This window comes from Olsenella sp. An188, from assembly GCF_002160255.1.
Lineage (GTDB): Bacteria > Actinomycetota > Coriobacteriia > Coriobacteriales > Atopobiaceae > Thermophilibacter > Thermophilibacter avistercoris.
This window is the reverse complement of the sequence record NZ_NFKF01000001.1, coordinates 322,804-341,254: the sequence shown is the minus strand read 5'-3', so window position 1 is coordinate 341,254 and position 18,451 is coordinate 322,804. Positions and strand designations below refer to the sequence as shown.

16 protein-coding genes and 1 tRNA gene are annotated in these 18,451 nt (G+C 69.1%); 9 read left to right on the top strand and 8 right to left on the bottom strand.

The genetic code is table 11. From position 1 onward, the window contains the following. Positions 1-61 precede the first annotated feature (61 nt). The 4 genes from ilvN to ilvA form a co-directional block, all read right to left on the bottom strand. Positions 62-541, bottom strand: a complete 480-nt coding sequence (ilvN, locus tag B5F23_RS01545) for an acetolactate synthase small subunit (protein WP_087350830.1) — start codon at positions 539-541, stop codon at positions 62-64. Beyond that, entirely contained in the window at positions 538-2,421 is a 1,884-nt protein-coding gene (ilvB, locus tag B5F23_RS01540) for a biosynthetic-type acetolactate synthase large subunit (protein WP_087350827.1), read from the bottom strand. The genes ilvN and ilvB overlap by 4 nt, the downstream gene beginning before the upstream one ends. After that, on the bottom strand, positions 2,418-4,085 hold the full coding sequence (gene ilvD, locus B5F23_RS01535; RefSeq protein WP_087350825.1) for a dihydroxy-acid dehydratase: 1,668 nt from the start codon (positions 4,083-4,085) through the stop codon (positions 2,418-2,420). Before ilvD ends, ilvB begins: the two co-directional genes overlap by 4 nt. 413 nt (positions 4,086-4,498) lie before the next feature. Beyond that, a complete protein-coding gene (gene ilvA / locus B5F23_RS01530) occupies positions 4,499-5,719 on the bottom strand; it encodes a threonine ammonia-lyase (protein WP_087350824.1) in 1,221 nt (406 codons plus the stop codon). 120 nt (positions 5,720-5,839) lie between these two features. Between ilvA and B5F23_RS01525 the strand changes: the two genes are divergently transcribed. From B5F23_RS01525 to B5F23_RS01500, 6 genes are all read left to right on the top strand, one after another. Next, the gene (locus B5F23_RS01525; protein ID WP_087350821.1) at positions 5,840-6,682 is read left to right on the top strand and encodes an ABC transporter ATP-binding protein; all 843 of its coding nucleotides are present in this window, start codon (positions 5,840-5,842) and stop codon (positions 6,680-6,682) included. An 84-nt stretch (positions 6,683-6,766) separates the two neighbouring features. Next, positions 6,767-6,842, top strand: a tRNA-Ala gene (locus tag B5F23_RS01520). An 835-nt stretch (positions 6,843-7,677) separates the two neighbouring features. Then, positions 7,678-8,877 (top strand): glycosyltransferase family 4 protein, encoded by a 1,200-nt coding sequence (locus B5F23_RS01515; RefSeq protein WP_087350817.1) that lies wholly within the window; start codon positions 7,678-7,680, stop codon positions 8,875-8,877. Beyond that, a complete protein-coding gene (locus B5F23_RS01510) occupies positions 8,874-9,860 on the top strand; it encodes a radical SAM protein (protein ID WP_241145763.1) in 987 nt (328 codons plus the stop codon). Before B5F23_RS01515 ends, B5F23_RS01510 begins: the two co-directional genes overlap by 4 nt. 30 nt (positions 9,861-9,890) lie before the next feature. After that, positions 9,891-10,202: a hypothetical protein gene (locus B5F23_RS01505; protein WP_087350815.1), complete on the top strand. Its 312-nt coding sequence runs from the start codon at positions 9,891-9,893 to the stop codon at positions 10,200-10,202. A 9-nt stretch (positions 10,203-10,211) separates the two neighbouring features. After that, positions 10,212-11,702: a nicotinate phosphoribosyltransferase gene (locus tag B5F23_RS01500; RefSeq protein ID WP_087350812.1), complete on the top strand. Its 1,491-nt coding sequence runs from the start codon at positions 10,212-10,214 to the stop codon at positions 11,700-11,702. Between the two features lie 584 nt (positions 11,703-12,286). On the opposite strand, the gene B5F23_RS01495 is transcribed toward B5F23_RS01500, so the two are convergent. The 4 genes from B5F23_RS01495 to B5F23_RS01480 all read right to left on the bottom strand — a co-directional run bounded on the left by B5F23_RS01495 (position 12,287) and on the right by B5F23_RS01480 (position 15,755). Beyond that, complete coding sequence (locus B5F23_RS01495) at positions 12,287-14,194, bottom strand: heavy metal translocating P-type ATPase (protein ID WP_087350809.1); 1,908 nt, start codon at positions 14,192-14,194, stop codon at positions 12,287-12,289. Between the two features lie 15 nt (positions 14,195-14,209). Beyond that, positions 14,210-14,428, bottom strand: coding sequence for a cation transporter (locus tag B5F23_RS01490; RefSeq protein ID WP_087350807.1), 219 nt, complete (start codon positions 14,426-14,428; stop codon positions 14,210-14,212). Between the two features lie 46 nt (positions 14,429-14,474). Next, positions 14,475-14,798 carry an ArsR/SmtB family transcription factor gene (locus tag B5F23_RS01485; RefSeq protein WP_087350803.1) on the bottom strand — a complete coding sequence of 108 codons (324 nt, stop codon included), beginning with the start codon at positions 14,796-14,798 and terminating at the stop codon, positions 14,475-14,477. 378 nt (positions 14,799-15,176) lie between these two features. Beyond that, complete coding sequence (locus B5F23_RS01480; RefSeq protein WP_087350800.1) at positions 15,177-15,755, bottom strand: xanthine phosphoribosyltransferase; 579 nt, start codon at positions 15,753-15,755, stop codon at positions 15,177-15,179. Between the two features lie 161 nt (positions 15,756-15,916). Here B5F23_RS01480 and B5F23_RS01475 point away from each other — a divergent pair, with 161 nt between their 5' ends. From B5F23_RS01475 to B5F23_RS01465, 3 genes are all read left to right on the top strand, one after another. Beyond that, complete coding sequence (locus B5F23_RS01475; RefSeq protein WP_087350797.1) at positions 15,917-16,621, top strand: DUF2975 domain-containing protein; 705 nt, start codon at positions 15,917-15,919, stop codon at positions 16,619-16,621. A 9-nt stretch (positions 16,622-16,630) separates the two neighbouring features. Then, positions 16,631-16,852: a helix-turn-helix domain-containing protein gene (locus B5F23_RS01470; RefSeq protein ID WP_087350795.1), complete on the top strand. Its 222-nt coding sequence runs from the start codon at positions 16,631-16,633 to the stop codon at positions 16,850-16,852. 367 nt (positions 16,853-17,219) lie between these two features. Then, positions 17,220-18,251, top strand: coding sequence for a hypothetical protein (locus B5F23_RS01465; RefSeq protein WP_143786332.1), 1,032 nt, complete (start codon positions 17,220-17,222; stop codon positions 18,249-18,251). Positions 18,252-18,451 lie beyond the last annotated feature (200 nt).

The window sequence follows — 18,451 nt, the reverse complement described above, 5'->3', positions numbered from 1 at the left end:
GTGAACCGCCGCGCGCGGCGGCGGGTGGTGCCGGACGATGCGAGGGGACCGTCCCCTCGCGTCACTGGGAGCCGCGCGCCATGGCGATCTTGCCGGTGCGCGTGAGCTGCTTGATGCCGTAGGCGCGCAGCAGGTCCTTCATGGCGTCGAGCTTGCTGGCGGCGCCGGTGGCCTCGATCGTGAGGGTGTTCTTGCCCACGTCGACCACCTTGGCGCGGAACACGTTGGCGATCTCGATGATCTCGTGCCTGCGCTCGGGCGTCGACTGGACCTTGAAGAGGACGAGCTCGCGCTCGACGGCGTCCTCGTAGGTGAGGTCGGAGATCTTGTAGACCGAGACGAGCTTGTGGAGCTGCTTGGTGATCTGCTCGAAGCCGACCTCGTCCGCCTCGACGATGATCGTCATGCGCGAGAGGTTCTCGTCCTCGGTGGGGGCGACGGTGAGCGACTCGATGTTGAAGCCGCGGCGGCTGATGAGGCCCGTGACGCGGCTGAGCACGCCGGGCCGGTTCTCCACGAGTACCGAGAGCAGGTAGTTCATGACTCATCAACTCCTTCGTGGGACGGCTTGACGCGCGGGCGCCCGCCCTCGCCGAAGCCCTTCTCGCTGACGCGCACCCCTCCGAGGGTCACGTCGAGCGCGCCGATGATGTCGTCGATGGGGGCGCCGGGGGCGACCATCGGGTAGACGGTCTGCTCGGCCGGGATCATCACGTCGAGCAGGTAGGGCTCGTCGGAGGCGAGCATCTCGTCGAGCGCGGCGTCGATCTCCTCGGGCCGCGTTATGCGCGCCGCGCGCCAGCCGTAGGCGTCGGCGAGCTTGACGAAGTCGGGGTTGTCGGCGAGCTCGGTGAACGAGAAGCGGTCGTTGTAGAAGAGGTGCTGCCACTGGTGGACCATGCCGAGGGCGCGGTTGTCGATGACGAGCACCTTGACCGGGACGTCGTTGATCTTTGCCGTGGCCATCTCCTGGCTGTTCATCTGGAACGAGCCGTCGCCGGCCACGCAGACGACCTGCTCGTCCGGGCAGCCGATCTTGGCGCCGATGGCAGCCGGGAAGCCGAAGCCCATCGTGCCGAGGCCGCCGGAGCTGATGAAGGTGCGCGCGTGCTCGCGGTGGATGTTCTGGTGCGCCCACATCTGGTGCTGGCCGACCTCGGTGGTGACGATGGAGGCCTCGGGGTCGAGCTTGTCGGAGAGCTTGGAGAGCACGACCTCCGGGGCGATCTTGTCGGGGTAGTCGGCGAAGTCGGCGGTGTAGAAGGGCCAGCGCTCGCGCCAGCCGAAGACCTCGGCGGTCCACTCGTCGCAGACCGGCGTGGCGCCCATCTTGGCCAGGCGCTCGTTGAGCGAGGCGAGGACGGACTTGGCGTCGCCGACGATGGGCACGGCCGGGTTCACGATCTTGCCGATCTCTGCCGGGTCGATGTCGATGTGGATGATCTGGGCGTGCGGGGCGAACTCGTCGACCTTGCCGGTCACGCGGTCCGAGAAGCGCGCGCCCACGGCCACGAGCAGGTCGCACTCGGTGACGGCCATGTTGGCGTACTTGGAGCCGTGCATTCCCACGGGGCCGAGGTTGAGCGGGTTGGAGCAGCGCATGGCGCCCTTGCCCATGAGGGTGGTGACCACGGGGATGTTCATGCGCTCGGCGAGCTCGGTGAGCTCGGGGCAGGCGTGGCTGGAGACGATGCCGCCGCCGGCCATGATGAGAGGGCGCCTCGCCGCGGCGATGAGCGCGGCGGCCTGCTTGACCTGCTTGGCGTTGCCCTTGTAGGTGGGCCGGTAGCTCGCGATGCTCACGGAGTCGGGGTAGTGGAAGACCATCTCGGAGCCGGAGAGGTCGCTCGGGATGTCGATGAGCACGGGGCCGGGCCGCCCGGTGGAGGCGATGTAGAAGGCCTCGCGGAAGGTGCGCGTGAGGTCGTCGGTGGACTGCAGCAGGAAGCTGTGCTTGACGATCGGCATGGTGATGCCCACGATGTCGGACTCCTGGAAGGCGTCCGTGCCGATGACGCCGCGCGTGACCTGGCCGGTGATGACGACGAGCGGGACGGAGTCCATGTAGGCCGTCGCGATGCCCGTCACGGTGTTGGTGGCGCCGGGGCCGGAGGTGACCAGCACCACGCCGACCTTGCCCGTGGCGCGCGCGTAGCCGTCGGCCATGTGCGTGGCGCCCTGCTCGTGGCGCGCCAGGACGTGGCGGATCTTCTTGGAGTCGTACAGGGCGTCGTAGATCTTGATGGCCTGGCCGCCGGGGTAGCCGAAGATGGTGTCCACGCCCTCGGCCTCGAGGCTGGCGATGATCGCCTGCGCCCCGGTCATGGTCTTGCCCTCGTGCTCGGTGTGGCTGCCCGGGCCGAGCGGGCGCCCCTCTATGGCGCGCCGCCGGCGGGCGACCTTCTCCTCGGTGGTAATCATGAGAGGTAGGCCCCCTTGTCTGCGCTCGTGACCAGTCTTGCGTAGCGGGAGAGAACCCCCGTCTCGTACTTGGGAGCGGGCGGCTGCCACGCGGCGCGCCGGCGCTCGAGCTCGCCCTGCGCCACCTCCAGCGTGAGCGTGCCTGCCTGGATGTCGATGGAGATCACGTCGCCCTCGCGGACGAGCGCGATCGGACCGCCGGCCGCGGCCTCGGGGGAGACGTGGCCGATGCACGGGCCCTTGGAGGCGCCCGAGAAGCGCCCGTCGGTGATGAGGGCCACGGAGGTGGCGAGCCCCATGCCGCAGATGGCGGAGGTGGGGGTGAGCATCTCGCGCATGCCGGGGCCGCCCGCCGGGCCCTCGTAGCGGATGACCACCACGTCGCCCGGGTTTATCGCCCCGCCGAAGATGGCCTCGCAGGCCTGCTCCTCGGAGTCGAAGACGCGCGCGGGGCCGGAGTGCCGCCACATGGACGGGTCCACGGCGCTCTTCTTGACCACGCCGCAGTCCGGCGCGAGGTTGCCGCGGACGACCTTGAGGCCGCCGTCGGGGGAGTAGGCGTCCTCGACGCGGCGCACGACCTCCCCGTCGGGCTCGGGGCACTCGGCGACCCACTCGGCCATGGTGCCGTGGCAGGTCACGGCCGAGAGGTCGAGGTGGCCGGTGCGCCCGAGCTCCCCGATGATGGCTGAGACGCCGCCCACGTCGTTCAGGTCCTGGATGTGCAGCGGGCCCGCCGGCGCGATGCGCACGATGTTGGGCGTCTCGGCGCTCGCGCGGTCCCAGTCCTCCATGGTGACGGGGCAGCCGGCGGCCTGCGCGATGGCCGTGAGGTGCAGCATCGTGTTGGTCGAGCCGCCGAAGGCCATGTCGAGCACCATGCCGTTGTGGATGGCGGCGGGGCTGAGGACGTCGCGCGCGCAGAGGTTCTTCTCGACGAGCTCCATGACCTTCATGCCGGCGCGCTTGGCGAGGCGGATGCGCTCGGAGTAGACGGCCGGCACGGTGCCGTTGCCGGGAAGCGCGATGCCGAGGGCCTCGGCCAGGCAGCAGATGGAGTTGGCGGTGAACATGCCCGAGCAGCTGCCGCAGGTGGGGCAGGCCGTCTTCTCGAGCCAGGAGCACTCCTGCTCGGTCATCGTGCCGGCGGTGACCTGGCCCACGGCGTCGAAGAGGGAGTTGAGGTCGGTCTGGGACCCGTCGCGCCCGCGACCGGCGAGCATGGGGCCGCCGGAGACGAGGACGGTGGGGATGTTCAGGCGCGCGGCGGCGATGAGCATGCCGGGCACGATCTTGTCGCAGGATGGGATCAGTACCATGGCGTCGAACTGGTGGCCCTGGACGGCGCACTCTACGCTGTCGGCGATGACCTCGCGGCTGACGAGGCTGTAGTGCATGCCCTCGTGGTTCATCGCGATGCCGTCGCACACGCCGATGGTGTTGACCTGCAGCGGCGTGCCGCCGGCCATGCGGACGCCCGCCTTGACGGCGTCGGCGATCTGCTGGAGGTGAAGGTGGCCGGGGATGACCTCGTTCTGTGCCGAGACCACGGCCACGAGCGGGCGGTCGAGCTCCTCGTCGGTGAGGCCGTCGGCCGCGAGCAGGCTCCGGTGGGGCGCTCGGGCAAGCCCGCGCTTGATGGCATCGCTGCGCAACTGCTGCATGTCTCCTCGCTTCCTCTCGCTGTGTGTGAGAAATGCGAGGTCTGGCCTCGATGCCCATGACGGCGGGTTCCGGCGCGCGGTACTTCTCGGCTGCCGTCGGGGGTGTCCCGCGCGGCGCGGAGGGTTCTCGCGAGCTGCTCGAGGGAGTGTTCGGGGCCGTCCGCCGCGGGTTCTCACGCTGCCCGCTCGCTGTGTGACGGGTGCGGCCCGTACTTGCCCTGTCGTCGCATTTGCTCAGTGGGCCGTACGATACGCGCGGCGTGTTTCCGGGACGTGACCGCCCGCGAACGGCCTGATTTCGCCCGCGGGCGGTTCTCGCGCTAGGCGAGCGCGGCGTCCATGAGCTCCATGAGGCAGGCGGCGTTCACGGGGGTCTCCTTTCGTGAGCGGGGCGAGGGGACCGCCCCTTCGCCTTACAGCGAAGTCTGGGTGAGGGTCGGCGAGAAGCCCGCGGCCTCGAGGGCGTCCACGATCTGCGCCTTGTGGTCGGTGCCGAAGGCCTCGATCGTCACGCGCAGCTCCACCGCGGCGTTGCGGTTGGTGCTCACGAACTGGTTGTGCTCGAGCTTGATGACGTTGCCGTTCTGCTCGGCGATGACGCTCGCCACGCGCACGAGCATGCCGGGGCGGTCGGGCAGGAGCACGCTCACGGTGAAGATGCGGTCGCGCTGGATGAGGCCGTGCTGCACCACCGAGCTCATCGTGATGACGTCCATGTTGCCGCCCGAGAGGATCGCCACCACGCGCTTGTTCTCCGCCGGCAGGTGCTTGAGCGCGGCTACCGTGAGCAGGCCGGAGTTCTCCACGATCATCTTGTGGTTCTCGACCATGTCGAGAAACGCCACGATGAGCTCCTCGTCGGGCACGGTCATGACGTCGTCGAGGTTCGCCTGCAGGTAGGGGAAGACGGCGTCGCCCACCTCGAGCACGGCCGTGCCGTCGGCGATGGTGTTCGCCCCGGGCAGGCGCACCGGGCGCCCCGCCTCGAGCGCCGCCGTGAGCGAGGGCGCGCCCGCCGGCTCCACGCCGACCACGCGGATCTTGGGGTTGTAGAGCTTGGCGAAGGTGGCCACGCCGCAGGCGAGCCCGCCGCCGCCCACCGGCACGAGGATCGTGTCCACGAGCGGCAGCTCCTGGACCACCTCCATGGCGATGGTGCCCTGGCCGGTGGCGACCACCGGGTCGTTGAACGGGTGGATGAACGTGTAGCCCTCGCGCTCGGCGAGCTCGAGGGCGTGGTCGCAGGCCTCGTCGTAGACGTCGCCGTGGAGCACGACCTCGGCGCCGTAGTGCTTGGTCCGCTCCACCTTGATGAGCGGCGTGGTCTCGGGCATCACCACCACGGAGCGGGCCCCGGCGCGCGTCGCGGCAAAGGCCACGCCCTGGGCGTGGTTGCCCGCGCTCGCGGTGATGATGCCGCGGGAGAGCTCCTCGGGCGCGAGCCCGGAGATCTTGTAGTAGGCGCCGCGCACCTTGTAGGCGCCCGTGCGCTGGAGGTTCTCGGGCTTGAGCCACACGCGGTTGCCCGTGGCGGCCGAGAAGTGCGGGCTCTCCACGAGCTTGGTCTCGAGCGTGACCTCGCGGACCTTCTCGGAGGCCTCCTCGAAGGCCTCGAGGGAGAGCATCTCTGCCATGGCGGGCTCCTTTGCTAGTTGGTGACGGCGCGCGACGCGGCGCGCCGGCGAGACTCCGATCTGCCTATAGTAGTCCTCGCCGGGGCGCCGACGTCCCGGGAGGCCGAAAGGGGGCACCAAATGGAAACCAACGGCGACGGCGAGAAGGACGCTCGCGCCGCGGCGGGCACCCGACCGCCGCTCTTCAAGATCCACGAGGCGAGCGTCGTGCGCGGCGGCAAGACCATCCTGCACGTCGGCGACTTCTCGCTCGCCGAGGGCGAGCACGTGGCCCTTCTCGGCCCCAACGGCGCGGGCAAGTCCACCTTCATCCAGCTGCTCACGCGCGAGGTGTTCCCCGTCTGGCGCGAGGAGCCGCCCGTGCTCTTCCGCGGCGCCGCGCGACCCGAGCTCGCCGAGATCAAGCGCACGCTCGGCATCGTGAGCTCCACGATGCACGACCAGGTGCGCGTTCACCTCCCGGTCTCGGACATCGTGGTGGGCGGCCTCTTCGGCTCGCTCGGGGTCCCGCTGCGCGCCGAGGTGGGCGAGAGGGACCGCGCGCTCGCGATGGACGCGCTCGAGCGCCTGGGCATCCCCGAGCTCGCGGGGCGCGACGTGATGACGCTCTCCACCGGCCAGGTGCGCCGCGTGCTCGTGGCGCGCGAGCTCGTGCGCGACCCGCAGGTCCTCATCTTCGACGAGCCCTGCACGGGGCTCGACCCCGAGGGCATGTACCACGTGCGCCAGACCATGCGCACGCTCGCCGCCGAGGGCCGCTCGGTGGTGCTCGTGACGCACTACCCCGAGGACATCATCCCGGACATCCGCCGCGTCCTTCTTATCAAGGACGCCGAGGTCTTTGCCGACGGACCCAAGGAGCGCCTGCTCACGAGCGAGGTCATGAGCGAGCTCTTCGGCGTGCCGCTCGCGGTGGGGGAGGCGGGCGGCTGGTACTCGCTGCGCGGTGCGTACGGCCGCTAGGCCTGGGCCCTGCGCCGCGACTTCGCCATTGCCGCTTGACAGCCGGTCGCGGTGCTGCCACAATAGCCAACGCGCGATGCGCCTGGGGACGTAGCTCAGCTGGGAGAGCGCTGCCTTCGCAAGGCAGAGGCCGGGGGTTCGAATCCCCTCGTCTCCACCATAGAACGTGTTGTCGGACGCCTTCCGCGGAGGGCGTCCGATTTTTTTGTGCGACGGGAGGTGCCGCCCGTCGCGGCGGCCCGTGGGCGCGAGGCGCCTCCCGCCGAAAAGCGGCGCGATTGGGTGCCATCCTTTATGTCCCGACCGGTCCTGCACGTTACGCCGGGTGTCCTGACGTCCCCTGAGCTGGCAAAACGCCGGGGCGGCTCGTCCTTCTCGCCACGTGACGCCCCTGGCGGGCGCGAGTGCATCAAACATGCCGCCCAATCGCCGCGGGTTTTGGGCGAAAGGGGGAGGCCGGGAGACGCGCGGGGTCGCGCGAGACCGCTTATGAGCGTTTGAACGTAAAACTTCTCAATCAAACCCGCCTGCGGTCGAGAAGGGCCACATGCGGTCGAGAGGGGACGCCTGCGGGCGAGAGGGGCGAGGGATGAGGAGGCGAGAGCGGCGAGAAGCGCCGGCGGCGTGGCTCGCGGCACAAAAAAGCCGTCCCCTGCGGTGCGTCAATGAACCCACCTCTCATAAGGTGGGTGTCCCCATCGCGCGTTCCGGCTTTCCCATCAACGGGGAATCTCCGTACTGAACACGAGATATCGGACTCCCAAGTAACGCTTGTCGGTTCACCCAGTTTGCCCGCAGGGGAACGACACCTCAACTATAGAGCACCCACGCAAAGAAACCAGTCTTGACTTGGGCTTCGTTCTCGGCAAGAGTTGGTATAGGCGTGCGCCCCACGCGCCCGCTCCACGACCCCAAGGAGCCTTCAGCATGTCCGGCCCCTCTTCCGCTATCATGGGCAGGACAATGCTTTGGCGAGAAGAACGGGGACGGACGAGGTGGCTTCGCACTGGACTGCATACCTGTGCCTCTTTGCCGCGGCGCTCGTCACCACCCTGGCAACGACCCCGCTCGCGCGAAGGATCGCCGTCGCCGTCGACGCCGTCGACTACCCCAACAAGCGCCGCATCAACCGCAAGCCCATCCCGCGCATGGGGGGGATCGCCATCTTCTGCGGCATCGTCGCCGCGTTCGTGGTCCAGTACCTCGGGACCACCTACCTCCGCTGGCCCGCGGTTCTCGTGCCCTCGCCCAAGCTCCAGGTCGACTACTGGCTGCTCGTGCTGGCGTTTCTCGTCATCTTCTTCACGGGGCTGCTCGACGACCGCTACTCGCTCAAGCCGCTCCAGAAGCTCGCGGGCCAGGTGCTGGCGGCCACGCTCGCGGTCGCGGGCGGGCTCGTCATCGGGGACATCTCCAACCCGTTCGCCCCCGGCTTCCTGAGCCTCGGCTGGCTCGCGTACCCGATCACGGTGCTCTACCTTGTGGCCTACACCAACATCATCAACCTCATCGACGGCCTCGACGGCCTGGCCGCCGGGATCTCGGCCATCGCGGGCGCCACCATGTTCGTCCACTCCGTGCTCGCCGGCCGCCTCGACGCGGCGGTGCTGGCCGTGGCCGTCGTGGGGGCCTCCCTGGGCTTTCTGCGCTACAACTTCCACCCGGCGTCCATCTTCATGGGCGACTCCGGGGCGCTCACGCTCGGCTTCGCCCTCGGCTCCATCTCGCTGCTCTCCGTGACGCGCGTCGCGGGCCTCACGACGATCATCGTGCCGCTCGTCATCGCCGCCGTTCCGATCATCGACACCTTCTCGGCCATCGTGCGGAGGCTGCGCGGCCACGTGAGCATCGGCCACGCCGACCGCGGCCACATCCACCACCGCCTCATGGAGGAGGGCTTCGACCAGCGGCAGGCCGTCCTGCTCATGTACGCGTGGACGGGGCTTCTGTGCGCGGGCTCGCTCGTGATGACCCAGGTCGACACCATGCCGCGCATCGTGATCTTCTGCGTGCTGCTCGGCGTCTCCATGCTCTTCGCGCGGCACCTGCACCTCTTCGAGCCGGTGCTGCTGCACCACTACGACCCGCGCACGGGCACCGACGAGCTCGTGACGCCGGCCGACGACGCCTTCGAGGAGGAGGCCGAGAAGATCCACGAGCACGAGCGGCACTTCCGTCCCGGGAGGCGCCCGTGAGCGGCGCCGGCACGCTCGTCCGTCCCGGGGCCTACGACGCCTGCGAGCTCTGCCCGCGCCGCTGCGGGGTCGCTCGCTCCGCGGGAAGGCGTGGGCGCTGCGGCATGGACGCCGAGCTCAGGGTCGCGCGCTCGGCCCTGCACTTCTGGGAGGAGCCCCCCGTCTCTGGCGACGCGGGCTCGGGGGCGATCTTCTTCTCGGGCTGCCCGCTCGGCTGCGTCTTCTGCCAGAACCACGAGATCTCGTCCGGGGGCTTTGGCCTCGTCGTCACGACCGCGCGCCTCGCCGAGATGATGCTCGAGCTCCAGGCGGCCGGCGCCCTCAACGTCAACCTCGTGACGCCGCTGCACTTTGCGCCCCACGTGCGCGAGGCGGTCCTTCTCGCCCGCGACGCGGGCCTGGGGATTCCGGTGGTGTGCAACACCTCCGGATACGAGCGCGCCGAGGTGGTGCGCGAGCTGGCCGACGTCGTGGACGCGTGGCTCACCGACTTCAAGTACGCGAGCCCCGCGCTCGCCGGGGAGCTCTCGGGCGCGCCGGACTACCCCGAGGTCGCCTCCGAGGCGCTTCTCGCCATGGTCGAGGGGGTGCGCGCCAGGGGAGGGTCCGCGCTTGGCGAGGACGGCAGGATGCTCAGGGGCGTCATCGTGCGCCACCTCGTGCTGCCCGGGCACGCGGACGACTCCTGCGCCGTGCTCGACCGCGTGTGGGAGCTTGCCGGAAACGAGGTCGACCTCTCGGTGATGAACCAGTACACCCCCAACGAGCGCTGCCGCCGCGCGGGCGGCGAGCTCGCGCGCGCCGTCACGGACGAGGAGTACGAGATCGTGCTCTGCCATGCCGACGACCTGGGCTTCGAGCGAATCTGGTGGCAGGAGGGGGGCACGGTCTCGGAGAGCTTCGTGCCCGCCTTCGACGCGACGGGCGTCGAGGGCCCCGAGCTCGAGAGCGGCGCCTCGCGCCCGAAAAGGTATACCATCTAGGCACTGCCCACTCACGCAAACGGAGGACCCATGGCAGACAACGCAGGCCTCACCGACGAGGAGCGCGCCGAGCTCGAGCAGCTGCGCGCCGAGAAGGAAGCCCGCGAGCAGGCGAGCCGCGACGCGGCCGAGCGCGCGGAGCTCGAGCGCCTGCGCGCGCAGAGGGCCCGCAGCGAGGCGGAGCGCGACCAGATCGCGCGCGAGGCCGCCGCGCGGGAGCGGGGCCGCAAGCTGATGGAGCCCGACGAGGACGACCTCAGGATGCCGCTCGGCCAGAAGGTCGTCATCCTCGTCGTGGCGGTGGCCATCGTGGTCTTTGTCGCCGCGACGGTCCTCGGATAGGAGGGCGCGATGTCACTCACCGACCGCACCAAGCCCACGGACGTGTGCCTCAACACCGACCTCTACGAGCTCACGATGGCCCAGGGGTTCTGGGAGGCGGGGCTCGCCGACGCGCAGGCCTGCTTCAACGCGTTCTTCCGCGACTGCCCCTTCGACGGCGGCTACGCGGTGTGCTGCGGTACCGGCCAGATCGCCGACCTGGTGGAGAACTTCGTCTTCGAGGACGACGACATCGCCTTCCTCTCGAGCGTGCAGGCGCCCGGGGGCGGCCCGATGTTCAAGCCGGGGTTCCTGGAGTACCTGCGCGACCACCGGCTCGACCTCACCATCCACGCCGTCCCCGAGGGACAGGTGATCTTTGGCCGGGAGCCCATGGTGCGCGTCGAGGGGCCCGTCATCGACTGCCAGCTCATCGAGACGGCCCTGCTCAACCTCGTGAACTTCCAGACGCTCGTGGCGACCAAGACCGCGCGCGTGGTGCGCGCGGCCGAGGGGCACCCGGTGTCCGACTTCGGTCTGCGCCGCGCCCAGGGGCCCGACGGCGGCCTCGCGGTCGCGCGCGCCTCCTACATAGCCGGAGCGAGCTCGACCTCCAACGTGCTGGCGGGCAAGATCTACGGGATCCCCGTCTTCGGCACCCACGCCCACTCGTGGGTCATGGCCTTCCCGAGCGAGCTCGAGGCCTTCCGCGCCTTCGCCGCGTCGAGCCCCAAGAACTGCACGCTGCTGCTCGACACCTACGACGTGCACCAGGGCATCAGAAACGCCATCACGGTGGCCAAGGAGATGGAGGAAGGCGGCGAGAGGCTCTCGGCGGTCCGCCTGGACTCCGGCGACCTGGCGAGGCTCTCCAAGGAGGCGCGCGCCGCCTTCGACGAGGCGGGACTCCCCTACGTCAAGATCTCGGTCTCCAACGACCTCGACGAGTACACCATCCAGTCGCTCTTCGCGCAGGGCGCGCCGATTGACTCCTTCGGCGTGGGTACCAAGCTCGCCACCTGCGACCCGCAGCCCTCGCTCGGCGGGGTCTACAAGCTCTCCGCCATCCGCCGCGGCGCGGACGAGCCCTGGACGCCCGTCATCAAGCTCTCCGAGCAGTCCTACAAGCGCACCGTCCCCGGCGTCCAGCACGTCCTGCGCTACTACGACCCGGCCGGGCGCCCCGAGGCGGACATGCTCGTCGTCGACGAGGTGGCGCGGCCCGGGGTCGCGCGCGAGATGGTGGACATCCTCGACCCCTACGTCACGCACCGCCTCTCCGGCGAGCCGGAGGAGCTGCTCGTGGCCATGGTCGAGCACGGCGGGCGCGTCGGCGAGCCGGAGGGGATCGAGGCGGCGCGCGAGCGCTGCAAGGACGCCCTCATGAGGCTCGACCCCGCGGTGGCCCGCTTCCTCAACCCCCAGACCTACCCCGTGGGGCTCGAGGGCGGCCTGGCCGAGCTGCGCAGCCGCCTCGCGCGCGAGGAGCGCGCCGAGAGCGGCAGGCCGACCTCGCGGTAGGGCGCTCTTCTCGCCGCGCGCTCCGAGCCGGGCGCACGGTTTCCAGGCCGGGTCCGTGCGTTTGGCTCGGGCCTGGCGAGAAGTGCGGGGTTGCTCCGAGTCGCGCGCACGGAACGGCCGCCCAAGGCGTGCGTTTGGCTCGGGCCTGGCGAGAAGTGCGGGGTTGCGCCGAGTCGCGCGCACGGAACGGCCGCCCAAGGCGTGCGTTTGGCTCGGGCCTTGCGTGACTTGACGAGGGGGCCGCCCACCTTGCCCAGCCGGTCTCCGGTCCCGCGCGAAGTGGCTGCGATTGGGTGGCATCCTTGATGTCTCGCGTCCTTCTCGCCGATAAAAGCGCTGGTGGCGAGAAGGACGCGGCCGCGAAACGGTGTCGATTGGGTGTCCGGAGGCCCCCTCGCATCAAGGATGCCACCCAACCGCGAGGGGTTTGGGGCAAAGGGGGCTCCCCGCTTGACGCGGTAGCGCCCAACCACCCAATCGCGGCCGTTTCGTGGCAGGGAGTTGGCAGGGGGCGCGCTCTCGGCTGAACCAGCTGCCGCCGCCGGCGCGCTCGCGACTGGGGGCTTCTCGTCGGGCGCGAGCCGCTAGCGCTCCACGCGCATGGCGCGCATGGCGTTCAGGATCGCGATGACCGCCACGCCCACGTCGCCGAAGACGGCGAGCCACATGTTGGCCAGGCCCAGCGCCGCGAGCGCGAGGATGAGCACCTTCACGCCGATGGCGAAGACGATGTTTTCCCACACGATGCGCATGGTCTTTCTCGCCACGCGCATAGCCGAGGCGATCTTGGAGGGCCTGTCGTCCATGAGGACGACGTCGGCGGCCTCTATGGCGGCGTCGGAGCCCATCGCGCCCATGGCGATGCCCACGTCAGCGCGGGTCAGGACCGGCGCGTCGTTGATGCCGTCGCCCACGAAGGCGAGGTGCGCCCCGGACGGCTCCTCGGCCAGCAGGCGCTCGACCTCGGCGACCTTGTCCTGCGGGAGCAGCTGCGCGCGCACCTCGTCGAGGCCCAGGCGCCCGCCGACGGCCTCTGCGACGTCGGCGCGGTCGCCGGTGAGCATCACGCAGCGACGCACGCCGGCCTCGTGAAGCTCACGGATCGTGGCCTCGGCGTCGTCCTTGACCACGTCGGCGATCACGATGTGGCCCACGTACGCGCCGTCGACGCTGACGTGCAGGACCGTGCCCGTGAGGTCGCAGTCGTGCCAGCTCGCGCCGTGCTCCTCCATGAGGCGGTCGTTGCCCACGAGCACCACGTGCTCGTCCACCTGGGCAGAGACGCCGTGGCCCGACTCCTCGCGCACCTCTCGGATGCGCTCGCGGTCGATCCTTCCGGAGTAGGCCTCGCGCACGGAGACGGCGATCGGGTGGTCGGAGAACGCCTCGGCGTGCGCGGCGCAGGAGAGCACGTAGTCGGCCTCGACGCCGGCCTCGGGGTGGATGGCCACCACGCTGAAGGTGCCTGAGGTGAGGGTGCCCGTCTTGTCAAAGACCACGGTGTCGACCTTGGCGAGAAGCTCCAGGTAGTTGGAGCCCTTCACGAGGATGCCGAGCCGCGACGCCCCGCCGATGCCGCCGAAGAAGCTGAGCGGCACGCTGATCACGAGCGCGCACGGGCAGCTCACGACCAGGAACGTGAGGCCGCGCAGGATCCAGTCGGACCACGCGCCCATGCCCGCGAGCGGCGGCACCACGGCCAGCGCGAGCGCCGCGAACACCACGATCGGCGTGTAGACGCGCGCGAAGCGGGTGATGAAGTTCTCCGTGCGCGCCTTCTTCTCGCTGGCGTTCTCCACGAGCTCGAGGATGCGGGCGACGGTGGACTCGCCGTAGGGCTTGGTGGTGCGCACGTGCAAAAGGCCGGTCATGTTGACGCAGCCGGAGACCACCTCGGAGCCGCCCTCAACGTGCCGCGGGACGGACTCGCCGGTGAGCGCGGCGGTGTCGAGCTGGGAGGTCCCGTCGCAGACCACGCCGTCGAGCGGCACGCGCTCGCCGGGCTTGACCACCACGACGGTGCCCACGGCCACCTCGGCCGGGTCCACCTGGACGAGCTCGCCGTCCCGCTCGACGTTGGCGTACTCCGGGGCGATGTCCATCATCTGCGCGATGGACTTGCGGCTCTGGCCCACCGCGTAGCTCTGGAAGAGCTCGCCGACCTGGTAGAAGAGCATGACGGCCGCGCCCTCGGCCATGTGGGGGTCGGTGTCCGGGAAGGCGACCATCGCAAAGGCGCCGATCGTGGCGACGGTCATGAGGAAGCACTCGTCGAAGGCCTCGCCGGCACGGATGTTGCGCGCCGCCTTGGCGAGCACGTCGTAGCCTGCGACGAGGTACGGGATGAGGTAGAGGGCGAAGGCCGCGTAGACGCTGCCCGTGGGGCCGAAGGCGCTGGCGAGAAGCCCGGCCTCGTCCACGGCCATGATCGCGGCAAAGATGACGATGGCGGCGACGATTCTGTTGCGCCACCTGCGCTGCTTCTTGTTCACGGTGACTCCTAGCGGTTAGCGGACAATCTCGCAGTCGGGCTCGATCCGGGCCGCGGTCTTCACGACCTGGTCGAGCACCGCGTCGAAGCGGTCGTCGGCGGCCGTCAGCGTGAGCTTCTGGGTCAGGAAGTTGACGGAGACGGACTCGACGCCCTCGAGCTGGGCGAGCGCGTCCTGGAGCTTGAGCGCGCAGTTGGCGCAGTCGATCTCGTCGAGCCTGAATGACTTGCGCATGGTTGGTCCCTTCTGGGGGAGGTTCTTCTCGCCCCGTTCTTCTCGGCTACTCGCAGATGTGGCTCATGCCCTGGTTGAGCATCGTGTAGACGTGGTCGTCCGCGAGCGAGTAGAGCACGTTTCGGCCGTCTCGCTGGAACTTCACGAGGTGCGACTGCTTGAGCGTGCGCAGCTGGTGGGAGACGGCGCTCTGGGTGGTGCCGGTCTCCTCCGCGATGTCGGCCACGCAGAGCTCCCTGCCCATGAGGGCGAAGAGGATCTTGATGCGCGTGGTGTCGCTGAACACCTTGAAGAGGTCGGCGAGGTCGTAGAGCAGCTCCTCGTCCGGCATCTCCGACGGCGTCTCCCCGATGGCGATCTCCTCTGCCATGTGCTGCCTCCCGTCGACGGGCCCCTGCCCGGCCTATCCTCCTGAACAAATGAACAAATGCTCACATGTTCTTGTCGACACTCATTATATGAGCGGGCGCTCACATGTCAACAGGTTTTTTGCAAGAGGGCGGAGTTGAGGGACGAGGGGAGCCGGCCCTCCCTGGGGGGTGAGGTGACCGTCAAAACGATTGTCAGCGGTTTTTGCGGGTACCCCTGAGTATGCGCGGTGGTCGGCTCGGAAAAACCGCAGGTAGAAAAATGCTATCTATGAAGTAGTACTTTAGGTCTCTCGAAAAAACCGCTGACAACCAAAAGGCGGGCTCAAAGCTGACCCTTCAGGTGCGGATTTCCCGCCGTCGGGTCCTCCTGGGCGGGCTTACGCGAACTCGATCTCGCCGGTCGCCGCGTCCATGGACTTCACGATGGCGAGCGACTCGACCTGGTAGCCGCGCTCGCGCAGCTCGGCGCCGCCGGGCTGGAAGCCCTTCTCGATGGCGATGCCGATGCCCTCCACGATGACGCCCGCCTCGTCGCAGATCTCGAGCAGACCCCTCATGGCGCAGCCCATGGCCATGAAGTCGTCGATGACGAGCACGTGCTCGCCGGGCGTGAGGAAGCGCTTTGCGACGATGACCTGGTACTCGCGGCCCTTGGTGTAGCTCCTGATGTTGGTGCGGTACTGGTCGCCGTCCATGTTCTTGGACTCGGTCTTGCGCGCAAAGACCACGGGCACGCCGCCGAAGTGCGTCGCCGCGACGCACGCGATGCCGATGCCTGAGGCCTCGATCGTGAGGATCTTGTCCACGCGCTTGCCGGAGAACAGGCGCGCCCACTCGGCTCCCATGTGATCGTAGAGGGCCACGTCGCACTGGTGGTTGAGGAAGTTGTCGACCTTGAGGACGTTGCCCTCGCGCACGATCCCGTCCTGGCGAATGCGGTCCTCAAGCTCCTTCATGCGGCTGCTCCCTCCCGTGCGTCCGATGGCGTCCCGTACATTATGCACGCTCGCGGCCCCTCGTGCCCCGCTCGCCTGAAAGTCCGTCTTAAATTAACGATAATCGTTAATTAGTGGTACATATTCGATAAGAGCAAGCGAGAAGGACGGAGGCGATCGCGATGACGAGAAGAACCGGCGAGGACGTCCTCACGCGCGGGGAGGCCGACCGCCGCATCCGCGGCACGGCCCGGGTGGCGTCCGTGCTCTGCTGGGTTGCCGCCACGCTGGCGCTTGCCCTGGCGGCATGGTCGCTCTTCGCGGCGGCGTGGATCACGTGGTCGTCCGCCCAGGCGAGTGGCACCGACCTCGCGACGGCGTTTCTCACCACGAGCGAGGCGAGCGGGGACTTCGTGCTGGCGGAGACCGAGCCCCAGGACCCGGTGTACCGCCACGACGACGAGGGCAACGTCGTCGGGATGGCCCAGACGGGCGCGGGCACCGTCTCGCTCCGCGGCAACCCGCTGCAGCTGACGGCCCGCGGCGTGGTCTCGGCGGGGCTCAGCGGCGCGGCGTTCGCCCTGGCGGCGCTCCTGTGCGGGCGCGTCCGGCGCACCGGCGAGGTCTTCTCGCCTCGCCGCGCGCGAGAGCTCGGCGCCGTCGGGTGGCTGCTGCTTCTCGCGGGCGTGCTGCCGCCGCTCGTGCTCAACGTGGCGTGGCCGGTCGTCACCGGCCTCACGCGATCGCTCGGGCTGAGCTACTCGATGTCGCTGCCGGTCATGCGGGAGGACTTCGTGCTGTGCGCCGCGGGCCTTCTGCTCGTGGCCGTCGCGCGGATGTTCGAGTACGGCTGCATCCTGCAGAAGCAGGATGACGAGCTGCTGTGAGGTGACGACGTGATCGTGCTGCGCCTCGACCGCGTGCTCGCGGACCGCAAGATGCGCTCGAAGGAGCTCGCCGAGACGATCGGCCTGTCCGAGGTCAACCTCTCGCGCATCAAGTGCGGCAAGATCTCCGCGGTGCGCTTCTCGACGCTCGACGCCATCTGCCGCGCGCTCGACTGCCAGCCCGGCGACATCCTCGAGTACGTCCCGGACGACCCCGAGCCCGACGCCTGAGGCCACCCTCACGACCCTGCGCCCGGCGCCTCCGAGGCCCTTCTCGTCCGACCCTCCTAAACCTACGAAATCAAGCCAACACCGTAGGTTTGGGAGGGTTTAAGCTTTCTGAGCCCTCTCAAACCACCGTTTTGACGAGAAGAACGTGGTTTTAGGAGGGTCAAGGTTCGGCTTCAATCCCCGCATACCGCTCGCCGGCCAAACAGGACCGTTAGTGAATCTTCCACGAATCTGACGGAGATGGTCCCGTCGGGTACTTTGGCAGGTGGGGACCTGTGTTTTAGGCGTGGGTCGCGTTGTGCGAGAGATGTCCCGCGCCCGCATGCGTGGCGCTCGCCCGACAATGCGCGCCATGGGGGGTGGTGCCATGAGCAAGAAGGTGGAAGGCGAGCTATCCGCGATGCTTGACGGCGCGCAGAGAGCGGGGTCGCTCCTCGTGCCAGAGACGGAGCGCGTGCGCGCCGCTCTGCGTCGTCGCATGGGGGCGGGAGGGATCGTCTCGCCCGAGCGTGGCATGTACGCGCGGGCGAGCTGGTGGGAGGGGCTCAGGCCGGATGCCCGGGCGCTCGCGATCATGCGCGGGCTGCAGCGGCTCCATCCGGGCTGGGTGTTCTGCGGGGTCTCGGCGGCGCTGGCGCACGGGGCGGACGTCTCCTGGGGGCTGCTGGAAAAGACGCACGTTGCGGCGCCAAGGAGCAGCTGGTCCGTCCGCTCTGACCGAATCGCCTGGCACGCCGTCGACTGCGCGGAGGACCGACCGGTGGTGCGGTCGAGCGTGAGGGTGACCCCGTTGCCGCGCACGACGCTCGACTGCATGCGGTCGCTGAGCTTCCGGGAGGGCATGGTCGTGGCGGACCATGCGGTGGCGCATGCCTCGGGTGGCAGGGAGGAGCTGGTCAGCTACCTGCAGGCACGCGCGGGGAGGTGCCACGGCGTCGACCGCGCGCTAGGGACGCTCGCATGGGCCGACGCCCGCGCGGAGAGCGGAGGGGAGTCCATCGCGCGCGCCGTGATGATCGAGCAGGGATTCATGCTGCCCGACCTGCAGGCATGGGTTCCCGACCCGCTGCGTCCGGGCCGGTGGTTCCGGGTGGACTTCGTCTGGGTGCGTGCGGACGGGCGGGTGATCGTGGGTGAGTGCGACGGCAAAAGGAAGCTACTCGATTCCGGTCTGTCAGGGGGGAGGTCGGTGCGGCAGGTCCTTGTTGACCAGCGAGAGCGCGAGGGGCTCATCACGGCATACGACGTCTCAGTGGTGCGCTTCACGTTTGAGGAGGCAGCGTGCGTGAGCGAGCTCGTGCGCAAGCTCGACCTCTACGGCGTGCCACGTCTGGGCTCGCCGCTCGCGAGCACGGGAGAGGCGCCGTCAATCGACTGGCCCGCGCTGCTGAGGCGCTGAGCTCAGTCGGGACGCGCCGGGCGGGTGCTCCGGGCGTTGCCCTGCCAAAAACTACGTTCTTCTCGCCAGAATGAAGGTTTGGGAGGGTTCAGGATGCTTAATCCCTCCCAGACCTACGGTTTGGGAGGGATTTCGTAGGTTTGGGAGGGTCAGCCCTCAAAGTCGGAGAGCAGCAGGGCGAGAAAAGCGTGCGCATGGCT

Excerpts from the sequence above, each read along its gene's own strand:
- ilvN (WP_087350830.1), bottom strand. The coding sequence starts at position 541 with ATGAACTACCTGCTCTCGGTACTCGTGGAGAACCGGCCCGGCGTGCTC.
- ilvB (WP_087350827.1), bottom strand. The coding sequence starts at position 2,421 with ATGATTACCACCGAGGAGAAGGTCGCCCGCCGGCGGCGCGCCATAGAG.
- ilvD (WP_087350825.1), bottom strand. The coding sequence starts at position 4,085 with ATGCAGCAGTTGCGCAGCGATGCCATCAAGCGCGGGCTTGCCCGAGCG.
- ilvA (WP_087350824.1), bottom strand. The coding sequence starts at position 5,719 with ATGGCAGAGATGCTCTCCCTCGAGGCCTTCGAGGAGGCCTCCGAGAAG.
- B5F23_RS01525 (WP_087350821.1), top strand. The coding sequence starts at position 5,840 with ATGGAAACCAACGGCGACGGCGAGAAGGACGCTCGCGCCGCGGCGGGC.
- B5F23_RS01505 (WP_087350815.1), top strand. The coding sequence starts at position 9,891 with ATGGCAGACAACGCAGGCCTCACCGACGAGGAGCGCGCCGAGCTCGAG.
- B5F23_RS01500 (WP_087350812.1), top strand. The coding sequence starts at position 10,212 with ATGTCACTCACCGACCGCACCAAGCCCACGGACGTGTGCCTCAACACC.
- B5F23_RS01490 (WP_087350807.1), bottom strand. The coding sequence starts at position 14,428 with ATGCGCAAGTCATTCAGGCTCGACGAGATCGACTGCGCCAACTGCGCG.
- B5F23_RS01485 (WP_087350803.1), bottom strand. The coding sequence starts at position 14,798 with ATGGCAGAGGAGATCGCCATCGGGGAGACGCCGTCGGAGATGCCGGAC.
- B5F23_RS01480 (WP_087350800.1), bottom strand. The coding sequence starts at position 15,755 with ATGAAGGAGCTTGAGGACCGCATTCGCCAGGACGGGATCGTGCGCGAG.
- B5F23_RS01475 (WP_087350797.1), top strand. The coding sequence starts at position 15,917 with ATGACGAGAAGAACCGGCGAGGACGTCCTCACGCGCGGGGAGGCCGAC.
- B5F23_RS01465 (WP_143786332.1), top strand. The coding sequence starts at position 17,220 with ATGAGCAAGAAGGTGGAAGGCGAGCTATCCGCGATGCTTGACGGCGCG.